Raw genomic sequence first — 17,800 nt, 5'->3', positions numbered from 1 at the left:
TATTAAATGATTTCTTTTTTTATTTCTTCTAAAGTTTTATTGGTATAAATAAGTGCATTGATGATTTTTCGTCTCAGAAGCTCAATATCGTCACTCTCAAAATATTTAGCCCATGACGTCAAGTTTAATATGTTTCGAGCTTGCTTAATCCTTTTAGTAGTTTCGCTACTCGTTCTTAATAGTACTTTTTTATCATACCTTGGAGTATCTCTATGTTGATAATTGATTGTGTTGTTTAGGAAATTAACTTCTAAATAATACAGTTCCTCCAAAGCATTATCCGGGTAGAAACTATCCCAAGAGGCAAAACCCAATTTAATTTTAGACCTCGTTTCAGGTTCTAAAGGCTCTAAACGCCATTTGCTATTGGCTAAGCGGCCCCAATGATTCGACAAACGAAACATCCCTATTTTAGTATAATAATATTTACTACCCGATTTACTGTCATATTGTATTTTTAATTTATTTATGGCTTCAATAGATACCTCATTAAATACGCAGAAAGTGTTTTTAAAGGAATTTGGGTTTGGTCGAAAAATATTTTCCATAACACAAAGGTAATCAGAAAGCCCAAATCGTAGCAAGAGAAATTATATTTGATTAACTTTGCACGGTAGAATTATTTTAAATAAATTGATTATGACTAAAGCTTCCGAAGAAAGAATGTTACAAAAAGGTGTTTTCACCGGAGTTATGGAAAAAGACGAAAACAACAACTTTTTCTGTGGCGAATATCTTTTAGATTATAAAATGGCTCAAAAACATAATGTTGGAGATTGGATAACTATAAAATCAATTATAGAAAATCCCAGTGATATAAGCTATAATAAATACCAAAAAAAGTCAAAAAACTTTGACAAAGCAAATAACAAACCGCAGCAATAGAACTATTTAATGTTTTATACTTTAAAGAATTTTTTATAAAAATACTTTTTTCTTAAAATTTTTGGGTCATAATCCAAAAAAATAAAAAAAAGTGTACCTTTGCAAAAAATTTGTCGATTTTGAAATCAAATTATATTGATTCTATAATAAAAGACAAGTAGTTACCATATTTATGAAAAAAATAGTTGAATACCGCAAACTGCTAAATGTAGATAAAACTGCAGAGCTGAAAGATTTAAAAACGATTTATCGTAATGCGATGAAAGAAGCGCATCCTGACAAATTTCAGGGAGATGAAGATGGATTAAAGGCTGCAGAAGAAAACAGTAAAAAAATTATTGAAGCATATCATTTTTTGGTCAGCATCAATCCTGAAACTTTAAAACAAAACTTACCAGAATATACTGAAACAATTGCAACAGCTACAATTTCAGATTACAAATTTGTGGAAGGCAGATTAATTATCAATTTTTCAAATGGTAGCGTTTACGAATATATTAGTGTTCCTAAAGCAACATATGTAAAAATGGTCAATGCTGATTCTCCTGGAAGATTTGCTAAAAGACACATTCTCAATTCATTTACTTGGAGAAAAACGATCAATCAAGATTAATTTCTCATCGTTAAAAATACTCAAGCATCCCTTACACGGATGCTTTTTTTATTTCAACCCATTCATATAAGAATTCGAATAATGAAATTGATTTTAAGTTTTAATTAAATCCAATTTATTTTAGAAAAATTATCATCAATACATCTAAGGATCGAATTTCTTAAAAAAAGAATTTTAGGAAAAATATATTATTTACAAATTCAAACAAAACTATTTTTAACTCCTAAAATGTTTTAATCTTTTCTAATTAAAGAGTAGAATTAAAAAAACACCTAACTTTTTAATACTGCAATCTTTACCATTATTATCGACAGCCCAAAATAGTAAAAGCACTCGTTTCTAAATCAACATGAAACATACATAATTAATAACAAATTATAACAAAAATTTAGGTTCTAAAATTATTTGTATTTTAGATTTTTTAAATACTTTTGCACACTTAACTCAATTAACTAATTAATAATGAAAAAAATAATTTTATTACTTTCGGCAGGTGTTTTTTTAATTTCTTGCAGCAAAGTTGGCAAAGATGAATATATCATTTCTGGAACTGCTACAGGAATTGATAATGGAAAAACAATAATCTTGGAAACACAAGATGCAACTGGAATGATGTTACCAAAAGACACTGTAAAAGTTGAAAATGGTAAGTTTGAAATGAAAGGAACTATAACAGAACCTGCTTTCTACACGATTCAATTAGAAGGAGCGCAAGCAAAAATACCTTTTATATTAGAAAATGGAGAAGTAACCATCGCCATTAATAAAGATAGTATTCAAAAATCTAAAGTTTCAGGAACTTACAATAATGATGAGTACGTAACTTTCAATGAGGAAATCACTAAAGTTCAAAAGAAACTAATGGATTTCCAAAACAAAAACATGCAAGCAATGAATGCTGCTCAACAATCTAAAGATACAGTAGTTATTAATAGTTTGATGAAAGAATTTTCAAAAATACAGGAAGAAGTTGGTGTCGCTTCAAAAGCAAAATACGTTACTTATGCAGAGACTCATCCTAAATCATTTATCACTGCCTTAATAATCCAAGGTATGCTAAATGATCCTACAGCCGATATTACAAAATCAGAAAAACTTTACAACAGTTTAGAAGAGTCATTAAAAAAAACAAAGCCAGGATTAGCCATCAAAACTAAACTTGCTGAAATGAAAGCGCCTGCTGCTGTAGGAGCAGCTCCAGCTGCACCAGCTGGTGAAGCTAAATGAAGAGCAGATTTTTCAGGTCCTAATCCTCAAGGGAAAATAATTTCCTTAAAAGAAAGTTTAGGTAAAGTAACGATAGTCGATTTTTGGGCTTCATGGTGTGGCCCATGTCGTCAGGAAAATCCAAATGTCGTAGCTCTTTACAAAGAATTACATGGTAAAGGCCTAAATATTATTGGCGTGTCTTTAGATAAAGACGCCAAAGCCTGGAAAGAAGCCATAGCTAAAGATAAATTAACCTGGAATCAGGTTTCGAATTTAAAATTTTGGGATGAGCCAATTGCAGCACAGTATAAAGTAGAGTCTATTCCCGCAACTTTTATACTTGATGCATCAGGTAATGTAGTAGCAAGAGATTTGCGAGGCGATGCTCTTAGAGCAAAAATATTAGAACTTTTAGCTAAATAGGCAGCTTGCTTTAGTACAAATATAAAAATCTCCCTAGTGGAGATTTTTATATTTTATTCAATACCAATGTATTAAAAATAATACTGAAATTAAGTGTAAATTTAGTTTGGAAACATCAAAACAGTTTTTATATTTGCACCCAGTTAGCACAATAAGCAATGCTTATTGAGTCTTGGGGAGATACTCAAGCGGCCAACGAGGGCAGACTGTAAATCTGCTGTGTAAACTTCGCAGGTTCGAATCCTGCTCTCCCCACTAAAACTCTTCAAGCAATTGAAGAGTTTTTTTTTACAAACAACCAATTTGTAATTAGTAAATTAAAAAAAGAAATAATCAAAGATTATTAGCTCCATATTCTACCTTGCTTTCGCAATCATATCACAACTATTAATTACAGTTTTCAAATAAACTTTAAATTTAGGAAATAAAAAAGCCCTAAGCATTTAGAATGTTTAGGGCTTTTACCAATCTTAAAACTACTTTTTATAAAGTTGCCATATCAATTACAAAACGGTAACGTACATCGCCTTTAATCATTCTGTCGTATGCATCATTAATGTTTTTGATATCAATCATTTCAATTTCAGAAACAATACCATGTTCAGCACAGTAATCAAGCATTTCTTGAGTTTCTGGCAAACCACCAATCAACGAACCTGCTAAGCTTTTTCTGCCACCTATTAAGCTAAAGGCACGAACCTCATAAGGCGTTGGCGGTACTCCAACACAAATATGCACTCCATTTACTCTTAATAAAGACATGTACACATTCAAATCATGTGGAGCTGAAACAGTATCCAGAATAAAATCAAAATATCCAGTTACACTTTTTAGTTGTTCTGCATCTTTGGTAACAATAAATTTATGAGCTCCTAGTTTTTTAGCATCAGCTTCCTTATCCGGAGAAGTACTTAATACAGTAACCTCTGCTCCAAAAGCAACACCAAATTTAACGGCCATATGTCCCAAACCGCCTAAACCCAAAACAGCTAACTTGTGTCCTTTCCCTACTTTCCAATGTTTTAATGGAGAGTAAGTAGTAATTCCAGCACAAAGCAATGGCGCAACAGCCGCTAAATCTAATTTATCAGAAACTTGCAAAACAAAATCTTCATGAACCACTATAGTATTGGAATATCCACCATAAGTGGGCGTTTTCCCGTCTTGTCCTAAAGCATTGTACGTTTCAGTACTTCCGTTTAAACAAAACTGCTCTAATCCCTCTTGACAGTTCTCACAAGTTCTACAAGAATCTACCAAACATCCTGTACCTGCCAAATCTCCTACTTTAAACTTTTTGACATGACTTCCTACTTTTATCACTTTCCCTACAATCTCATGTCCGGGAACCATTGGGAATATTGCTCCTCCCCAATCATCTTTTATTTGGTGAAGATCACTATGGCAAACGCCACAAAATTGAATATCGAATTGTACATCATGTGGCCCAACTTCTCGTCTTTCAAAATTCCAAGGGGCTAAATCTGTTTTTGAATCCTGTACTGCGTATCCTTTAGTAGGTATCATATTTTTTATTTTTTTATAAAATTATGGAATTAATACCATTTACTTGCCATATAAAAACCAAAGGTTTTCACAAAATTTCGCACTGTTTATCCTTTAATCTGTAAAAAAGAGGAATTCATATTTATGCAACCAGCATACAAATTTATACTGTTTTGATTTTCTGATAATTAAAAATTATACTGACTTTGAAATAGACAGTTTTAACTATCTTTAAAAAAATATAAAAATACAAAGTGATGAAAACACAATCCTACAAAAACCATATTCGCTTTTACACACCCCACCATTTTATCTTTTATCCAATTATAATGACATTCCTGAGCATTAGTGTGTATTTTAGTTTTACAACTGCTGATCAATTAATTTGGGTTTTTATTAGTATTCTCTTTACAGCACTATTTTCCTTAGCATTTATGTTGCGCCAACATTATGCCTTAACTTTACAAAACCGCATTGTACGTATAGAATTACGCTACCGTTATTTTACAATAACTGGAAAAAGATTCGAGAGTTTCGAACATACGTTAACTGATGATCAATTATTTGCCTTACGGTTTGCACCGGATGAAGAGCTTCCAATGCTAATTGAACGAACACTAAATGAAAACCTTTCAGGAAAAGCAATCAAAAAAGCGATTATCAATTGGAAAGGTGATTATGAAAGAGTTTAAAAATTCATAAAATATTACTTCTCTTTCAAACTTATTGTGATTCAGAATTTCGTTTCTTTGTTGTGGTAAACTTTACACTTAATCCGAATTTAAAACCCCTAAATGCCAGAATATTTCCTCGATGTCGAATACGATAGCATCTCTTATAACGAAGAAGAAGTTAATTTTAAGGAATTTGAATGTTGCACTTTTACGAACTGTAATTTCTCAAAATGTGTATTTCTTGCGGTTACTTTCATTGACTGTATTTTCAATGATTGCACCTTTAGCGGCGCGAAAATAAATTATGTCGCTTTTAGAACTGTAATTTTTAATCGGTGCGAAATCAAAGAAGTCAATTTTGCCATGTGCGATAAATTAATTTTCGAAATCGCTTTTACCAATTGTAATCTGGATTTTTCTAAATTCTACACGTTAAAAATCAAAGGAACATCGTTTACCAATTGTAGTATTATCGCAGTAGATTTCATGAATACTGATTTGACCGCTGTGGTTTTTGACAATTGTGATTTATACCGTTCTGAATTTGCTAAAGCAATTGCCAATAAGGCGGATTTCAAGACAAGTTATAATTATACTATTGATCCTACCTCGACAAAATTAAAGAAAGCTATTTTTTCTTTAAATGGATTGAATGGTCTTTTGGCTAAGCATGATTTAATAGTCAAATGATTAGTTCAATACACATTACTACACAAACAGTACCTGTTTTCAACAAATTAATAAGTCTAACAGTATAATAATTGATCCAGAATCAAGGATTCACAATATGCAATACAAAAAACCTGACGAAATTAAAAAATCGAAAAACGAATGGTTCAAATCTATTTGCAGCTAGAAGGATTCCTAAGAGAATTGGAGTAACGCAACTATTATAAAATGCTGGCAAATAGCGAAGTATCAACAATTAAACCTGAAACACAATTTTTAACAACCGGAACATTTAACTGTAAAATTACAGGAGTATCCTATAGCCTAATGACTAAAATAGAATACTACCAAAGGAATGGCTACTATAATTTAAAATGCATCGCGGTGTCTATTTTAACTAAAGATTCCTCGTCTGAGGACACGGTATTTACAAACCATTTATTACTAAATGCGTTAGAGAAGCGAATCATTAAAGACACATGAAGTAATTATTTATTTTACTCAGGTGAAGCAAATCACTTGAAAAATATATAAAAATTTAAGTTTCAAACATTCGAAGATTTAGTTTTTTACAAGTAAAAGGTACTGTTTTTTAGCTATGATTTAATCCAATAACTTCTTTTATAACTAACTTCAAAATCTATGGATAAAGAAAAATGCTTTAGTAAAACTAGCTTATATTTATCCGTGAATGGTTTCGTTTTTACCATAATTAGCAATAACAGCCTCTTCAAATTCAAGCCATTCTCGCCACCTTTTTTCAACATCAATCCCAATTCCGTATTTCCGAGCATAGGTGATAAAAGTGGTGTAATGTCCTGCTTCACTCTCCATCAAATCTCTGTAAAAAACTGATAATTCTTCATCATTTATATTCTCCGAAAGTACTTTGAAACGTTCACAGCTTCTCGCTTCTATCATCGCAGAAAACAACAAACGTTCCACTAAGCTTGAAACTCTGCTTCCATTTCCATTTTTTTTCATGTACAAGTATAATTCATTGACATAATCATCTTTTCGTTCGCGCCCCAACTTCAAGCCGCGTTTAATGATAATGTTGTGTACTTGTTCAAAATGATCAATTTCCTCTTTGGCCAAAGCCAATAAATCCTTTACTAAATCCTGATGTTCTGAATTATTAGTGATAATTGTAATTGCATTTGTAGCAGCTTTTTGTTCACACCAAGCATGATCGGTTAGGATTTCTTCAATGTTTTTTTCTACAATATTCACCCATCTTGGGTCCGTTGGTAATTTTAATCTTAGTACAGACATAATTTTAGTCTTAAAGTTAGAAAGCCATAAAGTCGAAAGCCAAAACTAAGACAGAATATTAAATTCTATTCCAAGACTTTCGACTTTCGACTTTAAAAACTTTAATACGATTTATTAGTATACGAAAATAGCTCTTTCGCTCATCATTTCGTTTACTTCATTTGCTACTGCCTCGATAACATCTTCATTCGTGTGATCCATTAATACTCGATCAATTAAAGCGACAATCGTTTCCATATCTTCTTCAACAAGACCACGAGTGGTAATAGCCGGAGTTCCTACACGAATTCCTGAAGTTACAAATGGTGATTTATCATCAAATGGAACCATGTTCTTATTTACGGTAATTTCTGCTTTGACTAATGCATTTTCAGCATCTTTTCCAGAAATATTTTTATTTCTTAAATCAATTAACATCATGTGATTATCTGTTCCGCCAGAAATAATTTCATATCCTCTTTTTACAAAAGCATCCGCCATAGCATTAGCATTTTTTTGCAATTGTAACGCATATGTGAAAAATTCATCTTTTAACGCTTCGCCAAATGCTACTGCTTTTGCAGCAATAATGTGCATTAAGGGGCCACCTTGATTTCCAGGAAAAACTGCTAAGTCTAATAATGATGACATCATTCTTATTTCTCCTTTTGGTGTAGTTAAACCAAACGGATTTTCAAAATCTTTACCCATCAAAATTAATCCTCCACGAGGACCACGTAACGTTTTGTGGGTTGTTGTAGTAACTATATGACAATGAGGCAATGGATCATTCATCAAACCTTTGGCAATAAGACCTGCAGGATGAGAAACATCAGCCAATAAAATAGCACCAACACTGTCCGCAATTACTCTAAAACGCTCAAAATCCATATCACGGGAATAAGCCGAGGCTCCTGCAATGATTAATTTTGGTTGTTCTCTAGTTGCTATTTCTTGAATTTTATCATAATTTAAAAGTCCTGTTTCCTTATCCACACCATAAAAGGAAGGTGTGTACAAACGTCCTGAAAAGTTAACTGGAGAACCGTGAGTTAAGTGCCCTCCATGTGACAAATCAAAACCTAAAATTTTATCTCCAGGCTTGATACAAGCGTGGTAAACCGCTGTATTAGCTTGTGAGCCAGAGTGTGGCTGCACATTTGCATAAGCAGCTCCAAAGAGCTCTTTGGCTCTATCTATAGCAATTTGCTCAATAACATCAACTACTTCACAACCGCCGTAGTATCTTTTGCCAGGATATCCTTCAGCATATTTATTGGTTAAAACAGAACCGGCTGCTTCCATTACTTCGTCACTTACGAAGTTCTCTGAAGCAATAAGTTCTAATCCGTGAATTTGTCTTTCTTGTTCTTCTAGAATAAGGTCAAAAATTTGTTCGTCGCGTTGCATTTTTTTGATTTTCGTTAATTTGATGCAAAAATACAAAAAAACGTTTGGTTAATAGTTAGATTATAATATATTTGATGAGTAATTTTTTATTAAAATAATTAACAAAATATGCCAATAACAGCTAACGATACCAATAGAAAATCATGGCTAGAAGTACCTGCCAATAGTGATTTCCCCATACAAAATATTCCTTTTGGTGTTTTTCTTACTAAAGAAAACATAGTGACTGTAGGCACTAGAATAGGAGATTTTGCAATCGATTTAGGAGCTTTACAACAATTAAGTTATTTTGAAGGCATTGAACTGACCGATGATATGTTCATGCAGGATACTTTGAATGATTTTATATCTGATGGTCAAAAAACATGGCGTTTGGTTCGAAACCGAATAGCTGAACTTTTTGATGTGAAAAATTCAAAATTACAAGATAATGCTAAAGATAGAGACATTATAATTTTCAAGATGGAAGATGTAGAAATGCAATTACCAGTACTAATTGGTGATTACACGGACTTTTATTCCAGTAAAGAGCACGCAACTAATGTAGGAAAAATGTTCCGTGATCCTGAAAATGCATTATTACCCAACTGGCTTCACATACCTGTGGGTTACCATGGAAGAAGTTCTACCATTGTCCCTTCTGGGATTCCAGTACACAGACCAATGGGACAAATGCTGCCAAATGGAGAATCTACGCCAGTTTTTGGTCCTTCTCGTTCAGTTGATTTTGAACTAGAAACCGCGTTTATTACGACCGATGTAAATATAATGGGAGAAAACATTGCCGTAACCGAAGCTGAAGATTATATTTTCGGAATGGTTTTATTGAATGACTGGAGTGCCCGTGACATTCAAAAATGGGAATATGTGCCCCTAGGACCATTTTTAGCAAAAAACTTTGCGACTTCAATTTCACCTTGGATTGTTACAATGGATGCTTTGGAACCTTTTAGAACGAAAGGGCCAAAACAAGAACCAACACCACTTCCCTATTTGCAACAAAAAGGAAAACATTCTTTCGATATCAATTTAGAAGTCGCCATTCAACCTGAAAACTCAGAAGCGACTGTGATTTCTCATTCGAATTTCAAATATTTATACTGGTCAATGTGCCAACAATTAGCGCATCACACCTCTAATGGTTGTCGCGTAAATTCTGGAGACATGATGGGCTCAGGTACTATTTCAGGACCAACTCCCGATAGTTATGGTTCTATGCTTGAATTAACTTGGGGCGGAAAAACTCCAATAAAATTAAAAGACGGTACGGAACGTAAATTTATAAATGATAACGATACTGTGATCATGAAAGGATTTTGTCAAAACGGGCATGTAAGGATTGGTTTTGGTGAAGTTTCCAGTAAACTACTCCCTCCATTCGTGAGAAAATAAAAAATTAAACCTATACTTTTCAAAACCTAACATCTATTCTATTTTTGTTAGGTTTTTTTTATGGGATTATTTTTTAAATTTGAATTCATAAAACAAGATTACAGCTTCAAAAAAACACTCCTTACTTTTTTTGCTTATGAAAAAAATCATTCTTTTAATATCGTTGTTTATTCTTGTTTCGTCCTGCGGGGTAAAACAAACTCAAAATTTATTAAGTTCTGGAAATTACGACCCAGCAATTGACAATGCCATCTCTAATTTACGAACTAATAAAAACAAAAAAGGGAAGCAACAATACATTTATTTACTGGAAGAGGCTTTCGCCAAAGCTAAAGAACGCGATTTGAATACGGTAAACGTATTGGAAAAAGAGGCAAATCCAGCTCAATTAGAGAAAATGTATCATACGTATTTACAACTGAATTCCCGTCAGGAAAAAATCAAACCGTTACTTCCTTTGAAACTACTTATAGAAGAAAGAAATGCGATTTTTCCATTTGACAATTATAACGACAAAATCATTGCTAGTAAAAATGCATTATCAGCTTATTTGTATGCTAATGCCAAAAAATTAATGGAAACTTCAGATAAAATGAATTATCGAAAAGCGTATGATGATATGGAATATTTAAACCAAATAACTCCAAATTATAAAAACGTTTTACAACTCATGGATGAAACTAAATTTAAAGGTTCTGATTATGTTTTGATTTACACCAAAAACGAAACAAATATGATTATTCCTTCTCGCCTGCAAAATGACTTATTGGATTTCAGTACTTATGGTTTAAATGATAAATGGACCGTTTACCACAGTAACAAACAGAAAGGAATTGATTATGATTATGGAATGGTAATCAATTTTAGACATATTTATATTTCGCCTGAGCAAATAAAAGAAAGAGAGTTTGTAAAAGATCGCATCATAAAAGATGGTGTCAAAAAACTAATTGATGCTAACGGAAAAGAAGTTTTGGACGAAAAAGGCAAAGTCGTGATGGTGGATAATATGAGAAATGCTACAGTACGCATTTATGAATTCAAACAGTTTAAATCCTGTCAAATTACCGCTAAAGTTGACTACATCAATTTTAAGAGCAATCAATTATTGCAATCTTTCCCAATAACTAGTGAGTTTATTTTCGAAAATATTTATGCCACTTACAAAGGAGATCGACGCGCCTCAGATGATAATTATTACTCTTATTTTGACAAAAGAGCGGTAGCTTTTCCAAGCAATGAACAAATGGTTTATGATACCGGAGACGATTTAAAAGCCAAAATAAAAGATGTAATCAGCAGTAACAGGTTTAGAAACTAATATTTTAAATTAATACTATTACATATAACTTCTTGATAATTAAGATTATAAATTATTTTTTCGATTTAAAAAATCAACAATCGATTAAAATTTTGTTACAAAATACAAAATTAGTGTTGTATTTTAAAAATATGTGTACTTTTGTACCAATGAATAAAACAAGTTTACATATAACTTCTTTGTCACGGACAAACAGACCTACTACTTCTCCCGAAGTACGGATGCTATCTCTATAGTACCCAAAAGCTGTTTCGTATCTTTATTCATTCTTCATTTTTTCCGTTTTGAAATTACCGCTATCTTTTATTGGATTAACACATCTAAAAATCAATACCTATTTACTACTATCATACTGTAGTTCAATTTATTGCACAACATTGGACTGTTTTAGTATTATATTTGAATTTGGTGAAAATACATTTCATAAACAAATATACAAATCATTTTATAACTCAAAAATTCAGCTTTTGAAATGAATATTGCTATCCTAACAACTCAGAAAGAACATTATAAGTATTCGCAGGAAATATGCGAAACTATAGAATTATCCGCCCTTTTGAGAGGTACGGGAATTGCTAAAAGAACTCCTGAATACATTCAGAAAAAAATGGAAAGCAAAGATGCCGTCATTGCATTAGACAATGGAAAATTTGCTGGTTTTTGTTATATCGAAAGTTGGCAACACGGGAAATTTGTAGCACATTCTGGTTTGATTGTACATCCTGATTACAGAAATTTAGGTTTAGCTAAAAAAATCAAATCATTTGTTTTTGACTATTCATTGGAAAAATATCCGGATGCTAAAGTATTTGGAATAACAACTGGCTTAGCGGTAATGAAAATTAATTCAGATTTGGGTTACAAACCTGTCCCTTTTTCAGAATTAACCAATGATCCGAGTTTTTGGAAAGGATGTCAAACCTGTACCAATTATGAAATCCTAAAAAGCAAAGACAACAAGATGTGCTTGTGCACCGGAATGCTTTATGATCCAAAAGAAACACCCAAAGCACAACCTAAACACCCATTTAACGTTAGAGTGTTAAACCGATTAAAATCAATTAAAGAAGCCTTGTTCTTAAAAAAATAATATCATGAAAAAAGTTGTATTAGCTTATAGTGGAGGATTAGATACGTCCTATTGCCTAAAATATTTAAAAAACGAAAAAGGATATGAAGTTCATACCGTTCTTATAAATACAGGCGGATTTGATGAAGAGGAACTAGCCGCTATTGAAGAAAGAGCCTACGAATTAGGAAGCGCACAACATGCAAATCTTACCATTGTAGATAAATATTATGACAAAGCCATTAAATATTTGATTTATGGAAATGTATTAAAAAATAATACCTATCCGTTATCCGTAAGCGCAGAGCGTGTTTTTCAAGCTATCGAAGCAATTAAATATGCAAAATCTGTTGGTGCCGAAGCAATTGCTCACGGAAGTACCGGTGCAGGAAATGACCAAATTCGTTTTGATTTAATTTTCCAAACCATTGCTCCCGAAATTGAAATCATTACTCCAATCAGAGATTTAAAATTATCCAGACAGGAAGAAGTGGATTATTTATCTAAAAATGGAGTTCATTATTCTTGGGAGAAAGCACAATATTCCATTAATAAAGGATTGTGGGGAACAAGCGTAGGCGGTAAAGAAACATTGACCTCAAATCAATCGTTACCAAGTGAGGCGTACCCTTCACAATTGCAAAAAAAGGGTGAAGAGAAAGTAACGCTACAATTTGAAAAAGGACAATTAGTAGGTATCAACGGGACATTGGACATACCGACAAAAAACATCGTTGCATTAGAAAAATTAGCCAGTGCGTATGCAATTGGTAGAGATACACACGTGGGCGATACCATCATCGGAATTAAAGGAAGAGTAGGTTTTGAAGCTGCTGCGCCTTTAATCATCATCAAAGCACACCATTTATTAGAGAAACATACGCTGGGTAAATGGCAACAATACTGGAAAGAACAACTGGGGAACTGGTACGGAATGTTATTTCATGAAGGACAATTCTTGGACCCTGTAATGAGAAACATTGAGGCTTTCCTGGAAGACACTCAAACGACTGTAAACGGCACCGTTATCGTTTCGCTAAAACCATATCACTTCACATTGGACGGAATTGAATCTGAAAATGATTTAATGAATACCTCTTTTGGTCAATATGGAGAAATGAACAACGCTTGGACCTCTGACGATGCCAAAGGATTTATCAAAATTCTGGGAAATGCCCAAAACATATTTTCATCTGTAAACAAACTAACACATGATTAATATTGGAATAATTGGTGGTTCGGGTTACACAGCGGGGGAACTTATCAGAATATTGATGTTCCATCCTAGTGCTACTCTTGATTTTGTTTACAGCACAACAAACGCCGGAAAACCACTTTCGATTGCGCATCACGATTTGATGGGCGATATCGAAATGAATTTTACCGATACTGTAAATCCAAATGTGAATGTAGTTTTCTTGTGTTTAGGTCATGGTAAATCAAAATCGTTTTTAGAACACAATCAATTTGCGAGCCATACCAAAATCATCGATTTAGGAAATGATTTCAGATTGACAAAAGACAAAGACTTCGATAATAAATCTTTCGTTTACGGTTTGCCCGAATTGAACAAAGCGGATATCAAAAACGCTCAATTTATTGCTAATCCAGGTTGTTTTGCGACAGCGATTCAACTAGCATTATTACCATTGGTCAAAAACGAAATGCTTACGACCGATGTTCATATTAATGCCACAACCGGAAGCACGGGAGCTGGAGTTTTCCCTTCGGAAACGACGCATTTTAGCTGGAGATCGAACAATATGTCGCATTACAAAGCTTTTGAACACCAACATTTGGGAGAAATAAACCAAAGCGTCAGTCAATTGCAGGCGGATTATAAAAATGAATTGATTTTTGTACCCAACAGAGGGGATTTTGCCAGAGGAATTTTCGCAACACTATACACAACAATCGAAGAAAACTTGGAAGATGTGGTGGCAAAATATGAGGCTTTTTATAAAGATCAACCTTTCGTAACTATTACAACAACTGGAATCAATATGAAACAAGTGGTTCAAACGAACAAGTGTATTATTAGTTTAATGAAAAAAGGAAACCGGCTATTGATTACTTCAGTAATTGACAATTTAACAAAGGGAGCTTCTGGTCAAGCCATTCAAAACATGAATTTAATGTTTGGATTGGATGAAAGTACGGGATTGCATTTGAAACCAAGCGGGTTCTAGATGTTTATTTGGTTAATCGTTAATTCGGTTAATCGATTAAACAAATAACCCATTAACCGATTAAACTTTAAAAAATGAACTTATTTGACGTTTACCCATTATACAACATCACTCCTGTAAAAGCACTGGATTGTACTATTACAGATGAAAAAGGAATAGAATATTTAGATTTATATGGTGGTCATGGAGTAATTTCCATTGGACACACACAACCTGATTATGTCGCCAAATTAAAAAATCAATTGGATAATATTGGTTTTTATTCCAATGCGATTCAGAATCCATTGCAAGTAGAATTAGCAGAAAAACTAGGGAAACTTTCCGGATTGGAAGACTATACTTTATTCTTGTGCAGTTCTGGAGCTGAAGCCAATGAAAACGCCTTGAAATTAGCCTCTTTTCACAACAATAAAACGAGAGTTATTGCTTTTGATAATTCCTTTCACGGAAGAACTTCGGCAGCAGTTGCAGTTACAGATAACAAAAAAATTGTTGCGCCAATCAATGCACAACAAATCGTTACTTTTTTACCCTTGAATAACATCGAATTGGTAGAAAACGAACTAAAAAAAGGAGATGTTTCTTCTGTTATAATTGAAGGAATTCAAGGCGTTGGCGGTTTAGACCAAGGTACAACTGAATTTTTTCAGGCATTAGAAAAACTATGCGCAGCATACGATGCCGTTTTGATTTTGGACGAAGTACAATCAGGATACGGAAGAAGCGGAAAGTTTTTTGCACACCAACATCATAACATCAAAGCGGATATTATTTGTCTGGCGAAAGGAATGGGTAACGGATTTCCTATTGGTGGAATCTTGATTTCGCCAAAATTCACAGCCAGTTATGGACTATTGGGAACTACTTTTGGTGGAAACCATTTGGCTTGTGCCGCTGGAATTACTGTTTTAGATGTGATTGAAAGTCAAAAATTAATGGATAACGTAAATGACGTTTACGCCTATTTTTTAGAAGCAATCAAACAAGTTCCTGAAGTGATTCAAGTAAAAGGACGAGGATTAATGCTCGGTGTAGAATTTGATTTTGACGTAAGTGATCTTCGTAAAAAAATGATTCTTGACAAACATATTTTTACAGGAAATGCGAACAATAAAAACTTATTAAGAATTCTTCCTCCATTGACAATCAATAAGGAAGCAATTGATATCTTTATTATAGCTTTAAAAGAAACATTGAAAGAAATACAGTCTTAATTATGAATACGCTGTTGTCAATAGAAAAACGAAACGCAGTTTTAAGCTGCATGGCCGAGCTACTTGAAAAAGAAAGAGCCAATCTTAAGACTATAAATCAACAAGATTTGTATCATTATTCTGGAAATGACTTGGCAATGAAAAAACGTTTATTGGTTAATGATTCCAAAATTGACGGAATGATTGTATCCCTGCAACAATTAGCAAGTCTAGAAGATCCTATTGGTGTAAAACGTTTTAATTTCGACCATGAAAACGGAATGAAAGTCATCAATAAAACAGCAGCTTTTGGAACCATAATGATTATTTATGAATCCAGACCCGATGTTACTATTGAAGCAGGCGGAATCGCTTTTAAATCCGGAAATAAAATTCTATTGAAAGGTGGAAAAGAATCTTTGCAATCCAACTTGAAAATTGTGGAATTGTGGCATCAAGCTTTGAAAGAAAATAATGTTTCTACAGAATGGGTTGAATATTTGAATTATAATAGAGAAGAAACTCAGGCATTTCTAGAGAAACCAATGCAAAAAGTGGATCTAATCGTCCCTCGTGGTGGTGAGAAATTGATTGCTTTTGTAAAAAAACACGCCACTTGTCCAGTGATTATAAGTGGACGAGGAAATAATTTTGTATATGTAAATAAGGAAGCTGATTTAGACCAAGCACTTGCCATTATTATTAACGGAAAAACCTCAAACATATCAGTTTGTAATGCTTTAGATAAAATTTTAATTGATACAAATCTTGACAATTGGGAAGCTTTTGCAAAGAAAATGATTTCCGAATTACAACAAAGAAACGTTATGGTTTTGGGTGATGAAAGCATTTCAAAAGCAACAAATATTCCTCAGATTGAATCGGATTTAATTTGGTACGAAGAGTTTTTAGATTATAAAATTGTTATTGGAACAACCAATTCAGATCAAGAAGCGATTGACAAAATAAATAAATATTGTGGCGGACATTCCGCTTCGATAATCACAAAGAATGATGCAATTGCTCAGGAATTCATGGAAAACGTGGATACGGCAGCCGTTTATCAAAACGCCTCTACCCGATTCACTGATGGAGGACAATTTGGTTTAGGAGGAGAATTGGCGATTAGCACAGACAAATTACACCAACGTGGACCAATTGGTTTGCAACATTTAGTTACTAATAAGTGGTATATTTACGGAAATGGACAAATCAGGTAAAAAAAGAATTTTATTAAAGTTAGGCAGCAATACGTTAACCAAAGAAACCAATCACATTTCGAGAGGAAAGATTGAAGATATTGGGATGCAAATAGCCGCTTTACAAGACGATTACGAGTTCATCATTGTAAGTTCAGGTGCGATTGCCGCAGCTAAACAATTTGTAAAACTGGAAAATCAAGACAAAGATGTTTTTGTGAAACAAGCATTGGCTTCTATTGGTCAGCCCCATTTAATGCGGATTTATCATGAAAACTTCAGCGATTTAGGATTACTGATTTCGCAGTGTTTGCTTTCGTATTCTGATTTCGAAAAAGAACAATCCAAAGTAAATATCGTGAACACCATCAATGTGTTGGTCAAAAATAATTACATTCCGATTATCAATGAAAACGATACTGTGGCTACGGATGAGATTCAGTTTGGTGATAACGATAAATTAGCTGCTTTAACTGCCGTTTTATTAAATGTTGACCTTCTGATTATTGCTACCAATACGAACGGGATTTACACCAAATCATCCATTTATGATGCCGTTCCTGAAACCATTTCTTTGGTAACCGATTTGCAACTATTGGAAAAAGAAATTGGCGATTCTAAATCTTCTCATGGAACAGGTGGAATGCAATCTAAAATAGAAGCTTCGGCAATTGCCAAAGCCGCCAATATCGAAACCTGGATTGTCAATGGCTTGGAAGACAATTTTATTTTGAAAGCTTTAAAAAACGAAATATCATTTACTAAAATAATTTAATTCGAATATTGGATTTTTA

Annotated in this window: 17 protein-coding genes, 1 tRNA gene and 1 pseudogene; 15 read left to right on the top strand and 4 right to left on the bottom strand. The window is 33.3% G+C overall.

What is annotated here, in order from left to right:
• Positions 1–2 precede the first annotated feature (2 nt).
• Complete coding sequence (locus tag AC0608_RS07640; RefSeq protein ID WP_478288655.1) at positions 3–548, bottom strand: hypothetical protein; 546 nt, start codon at positions 546–548, stop codon at positions 3–5.
• 91 nt (positions 549–639) lie between these two features.
• On the opposite strand from AC0608_RS07640, the gene AC0608_RS07635 reads away from it, so the two are divergent.
• From AC0608_RS07635 to AC0608_RS07615, 5 genes and pseudogenes are all read left to right on the top strand, one after another.
• The gene (locus AC0608_RS07635) at positions 640–885 is read left to right on the top strand and encodes a hypothetical protein (RefSeq protein WP_417960162.1); all 246 of its coding nucleotides are present in this window, start codon (positions 640–642) and stop codon (positions 883–885) included.
• 172 nt (positions 886–1,057) lie between these two features.
• A complete protein-coding gene (locus AC0608_RS07630) occupies positions 1,058–1,498 on the top strand; it encodes a KTSC domain-containing protein (RefSeq protein WP_417960163.1) in 441 nt (146 codons plus the stop codon).
• Positions 1,499–1,960: 462 nt separating this feature from the next.
• On the top strand, positions 1,961–2,725 hold the full coding sequence (locus AC0608_RS07625) for a DUF4369 domain-containing protein (protein ID WP_478288654.1): 765 nt from the start codon (positions 1,961–1,963) through the stop codon (positions 2,723–2,725).
• 18 nt (positions 2,726–2,743) lie between these two features.
• A pseudogene (locus tag AC0608_RS07620) lies at positions 2,744–3,130 on the top strand (TlpA family protein disulfide reductase); the annotation flags it as partial.
• 174 nt (positions 3,131–3,304) lie between these two features.
• Positions 3,305–3,385: transfer RNA gene (locus AC0608_RS07615), tRNA-Tyr, on the top strand.
• A 228-nt stretch (positions 3,386–3,613) separates the two neighbouring features.
• On the opposite strand, the gene AC0608_RS07610 is transcribed toward AC0608_RS07615, so the two are convergent.
• The gene (locus AC0608_RS07610; RefSeq protein ID WP_478288653.1) at positions 3,614–4,657 is read right to left on the bottom strand and encodes an NAD(P)-dependent alcohol dehydrogenase; all 1,044 of its coding nucleotides are present in this window, start codon (positions 4,655–4,657) and stop codon (positions 3,614–3,616) included.
• A 236-nt stretch (positions 4,658–4,893) separates the two neighbouring features.
• Here AC0608_RS07610 and AC0608_RS07605 point away from each other — a divergent pair, with 236 nt between their 5' ends.
• Both AC0608_RS07605 and AC0608_RS07600 read left to right on the top strand, forming a co-directional pair.
• Positions 4,894–5,328 (top strand): DUF6526 family protein, encoded by a 435-nt coding sequence (locus tag AC0608_RS07605; protein WP_478288652.1) that lies wholly within the window; start codon positions 4,894–4,896, stop codon positions 5,326–5,328.
• 102 nt (positions 5,329–5,430) lie between these two features.
• Positions 5,431–6,000 carry a pentapeptide repeat-containing protein gene (locus AC0608_RS07600; protein ID WP_478288651.1) on the top strand — a complete coding sequence of 190 codons (570 nt, stop codon included), beginning with the start codon at positions 5,431–5,433 and terminating at the stop codon, positions 5,998–6,000.
• A gap of 660 nt (positions 6,001–6,660) precedes the next feature.
• Here the strand turns inward: AC0608_RS07600 and AC0608_RS07595 are convergent.
• The gene (locus tag AC0608_RS07595) at positions 6,661–7,254 is read right to left on the bottom strand and encodes a MiaE family protein (RefSeq protein WP_417960329.1); all 594 of its coding nucleotides are present in this window, start codon (positions 7,252–7,254) and stop codon (positions 6,661–6,663) included.
• Positions 7,255–7,368: 114 nt separating this feature from the next.
• Positions 7,369–8,643 (bottom strand): serine hydroxymethyltransferase, encoded by a 1,275-nt coding sequence (gene glyA, locus AC0608_RS07590; RefSeq protein ID WP_478288650.1) that lies wholly within the window; start codon positions 8,641–8,643, stop codon positions 7,369–7,371.
• 108 nt (positions 8,644–8,751) lie between these two features.
• Here glyA and fahA point away from each other — a divergent pair, with 108 nt between their 5' ends.
• The 8 genes from fahA (at position 8,752) to proB (ending at position 17,781) form a co-directional block, all read left to right on the top strand.
• Positions 8,752–10,035, top strand: a complete 1,284-nt coding sequence (gene fahA / locus AC0608_RS07585; protein WP_478288649.1) for a fumarylacetoacetase — start codon at positions 8,752–8,754, stop codon at positions 10,033–10,035.
• Between the two features lie 136 nt (positions 10,036–10,171).
• Positions 10,172–11,356 carry a hypothetical protein gene (locus AC0608_RS07580; protein WP_478288648.1) on the top strand — a complete coding sequence of 395 codons (1,185 nt, stop codon included), beginning with the start codon at positions 10,172–10,174 and terminating at the stop codon, positions 11,354–11,356.
• Positions 11,357–11,828: 472 nt separating this feature from the next.
• The gene (locus AC0608_RS07575) at positions 11,829–12,446 is read left to right on the top strand and encodes a GNAT family N-acetyltransferase (RefSeq protein ID WP_417960333.1); all 618 of its coding nucleotides are present in this window, start codon (positions 11,829–11,831) and stop codon (positions 12,444–12,446) included.
• A 4-nt stretch (positions 12,447–12,450) separates the two neighbouring features.
• Positions 12,451–13,644 (top strand): argininosuccinate synthase, encoded by a 1,194-nt coding sequence (locus AC0608_RS07570; RefSeq protein ID WP_478288647.1) that lies wholly within the window; start codon positions 12,451–12,453, stop codon positions 13,642–13,644.
• Positions 13,637–14,614 carry an N-acetyl-gamma-glutamyl-phosphate reductase gene (gene argC, locus AC0608_RS07565; RefSeq protein WP_478288646.1) on the top strand — a complete coding sequence of 326 codons (978 nt, stop codon included), beginning with the start codon at positions 13,637–13,639 and terminating at the stop codon, positions 14,612–14,614. The genes AC0608_RS07570 and argC overlap by 8 nt, the downstream gene beginning before the upstream one ends.
• Before the next feature lie 74 nt (positions 14,615–14,688).
• A complete protein-coding gene (locus AC0608_RS07560) occupies positions 14,689–15,828 on the top strand; it encodes an aspartate aminotransferase family protein (protein ID WP_478288645.1) in 1,140 nt (379 codons plus the stop codon).
• A 2-nt stretch (positions 15,829–15,830) separates the two neighbouring features.
• Positions 15,831–17,027, top strand: coding sequence for a glutamate-5-semialdehyde dehydrogenase (locus AC0608_RS07555; protein ID WP_478288644.1), 1,197 nt, complete (start codon positions 15,831–15,833; stop codon positions 17,025–17,027).
• A complete protein-coding gene (proB, locus tag AC0608_RS07550) occupies positions 17,011–17,781 on the top strand; it encodes a glutamate 5-kinase (RefSeq protein ID WP_478288643.1) in 771 nt (256 codons plus the stop codon). Before AC0608_RS07555 ends, proB begins: the two co-directional genes overlap by 17 nt.
• The last annotated feature ends 19 nt before the right edge of the window (positions 17,782–17,800 follow it).

The sequence above is a fragment of the Flavobacterium sp. GNP008 genome, from assembly GCF_056428965.1.
Note: the sequence above shows the minus strand (reverse complement) of the source record. Positions and strands in the feature narration are given on the sequence as shown.

What these genes read in the sequence shown, in the direction of transcription:
- AC0608_RS07600 (WP_478288651.1), top strand. Translation starts at nt 5,431, where the DNA reads ATGCCAGAATATTTCCTCGATGTCGAATACGATAGCATCTCTTATAAC.
- AC0608_RS07610 (WP_478288653.1), bottom strand. Translation starts at nt 4,657, where the DNA reads ATGATACCTACTAAAGGATACGCAGTACAGGATTCAAAAACAGATTTA.
- AC0608_RS07635 (WP_417960162.1), top strand. Translation starts at nt 640, where the DNA reads ATGACTAAAGCTTCCGAAGAAAGAATGTTACAAAAAGGTGTTTTCACC.
- AC0608_RS07575 (WP_417960333.1), top strand. Translation starts at nt 11,829, where the DNA reads ATGAATATTGCTATCCTAACAACTCAGAAAGAACATTATAAGTATTCG.
- AC0608_RS07580 (WP_478288648.1), top strand. Translation starts at nt 10,172, where the DNA reads ATGAAAAAAATCATTCTTTTAATATCGTTGTTTATTCTTGTTTCGTCC.
- AC0608_RS07555 (WP_478288644.1), top strand. Translation starts at nt 15,831, where the DNA reads ATGAATACGCTGTTGTCAATAGAAAAACGAAACGCAGTTTTAAGCTGC.
- AC0608_RS07560 (WP_478288645.1), top strand. Translation starts at nt 14,689, where the DNA reads ATGAACTTATTTGACGTTTACCCATTATACAACATCACTCCTGTAAAA.
- fahA (WP_478288649.1), top strand. Translation starts at nt 8,752, where the DNA reads ATGCCAATAACAGCTAACGATACCAATAGAAAATCATGGCTAGAAGTA.
- proB (WP_478288643.1), top strand. Translation starts at nt 17,011, where the DNA reads ATGGACAAATCAGGTAAAAAAAGAATTTTATTAAAGTTAGGCAGCAAT.
- glyA (WP_478288650.1), bottom strand. Translation starts at nt 8,643, where the DNA reads ATGCAACGCGACGAACAAATTTTTGACCTTATTCTAGAAGAACAAGAA.
- argC (WP_478288646.1), top strand. Translation starts at nt 13,637, where the DNA reads ATGATTAATATTGGAATAATTGGTGGTTCGGGTTACACAGCGGGGGAA.
- AC0608_RS07605 (WP_478288652.1), top strand. Translation starts at nt 4,894, where the DNA reads ATGAAAACACAATCCTACAAAAACCATATTCGCTTTTACACACCCCAC.
- AC0608_RS07625 (WP_478288654.1), top strand. Translation starts at nt 1,961, where the DNA reads ATGAAAAAAATAATTTTATTACTTTCGGCAGGTGTTTTTTTAATTTCT.
- AC0608_RS07640 (WP_478288655.1), bottom strand. Translation starts at nt 548, where the DNA reads ATGGAAAATATTTTTCGACCAAACCCAAATTCCTTTAAAAACACTTTC.
- AC0608_RS07630 (WP_417960163.1), top strand. Translation starts at nt 1,058, where the DNA reads ATGAAAAAAATAGTTGAATACCGCAAACTGCTAAATGTAGATAAAACT.
- AC0608_RS07595 (WP_417960329.1), bottom strand. Translation starts at nt 7,254, where the DNA reads ATGTCTGTACTAAGATTAAAATTACCAACGGACCCAAGATGGGTGAAT.
- AC0608_RS07570 (WP_478288647.1), top strand. Translation starts at nt 12,451, where the DNA reads ATGAAAAAAGTTGTATTAGCTTATAGTGGAGGATTAGATACGTCCTAT.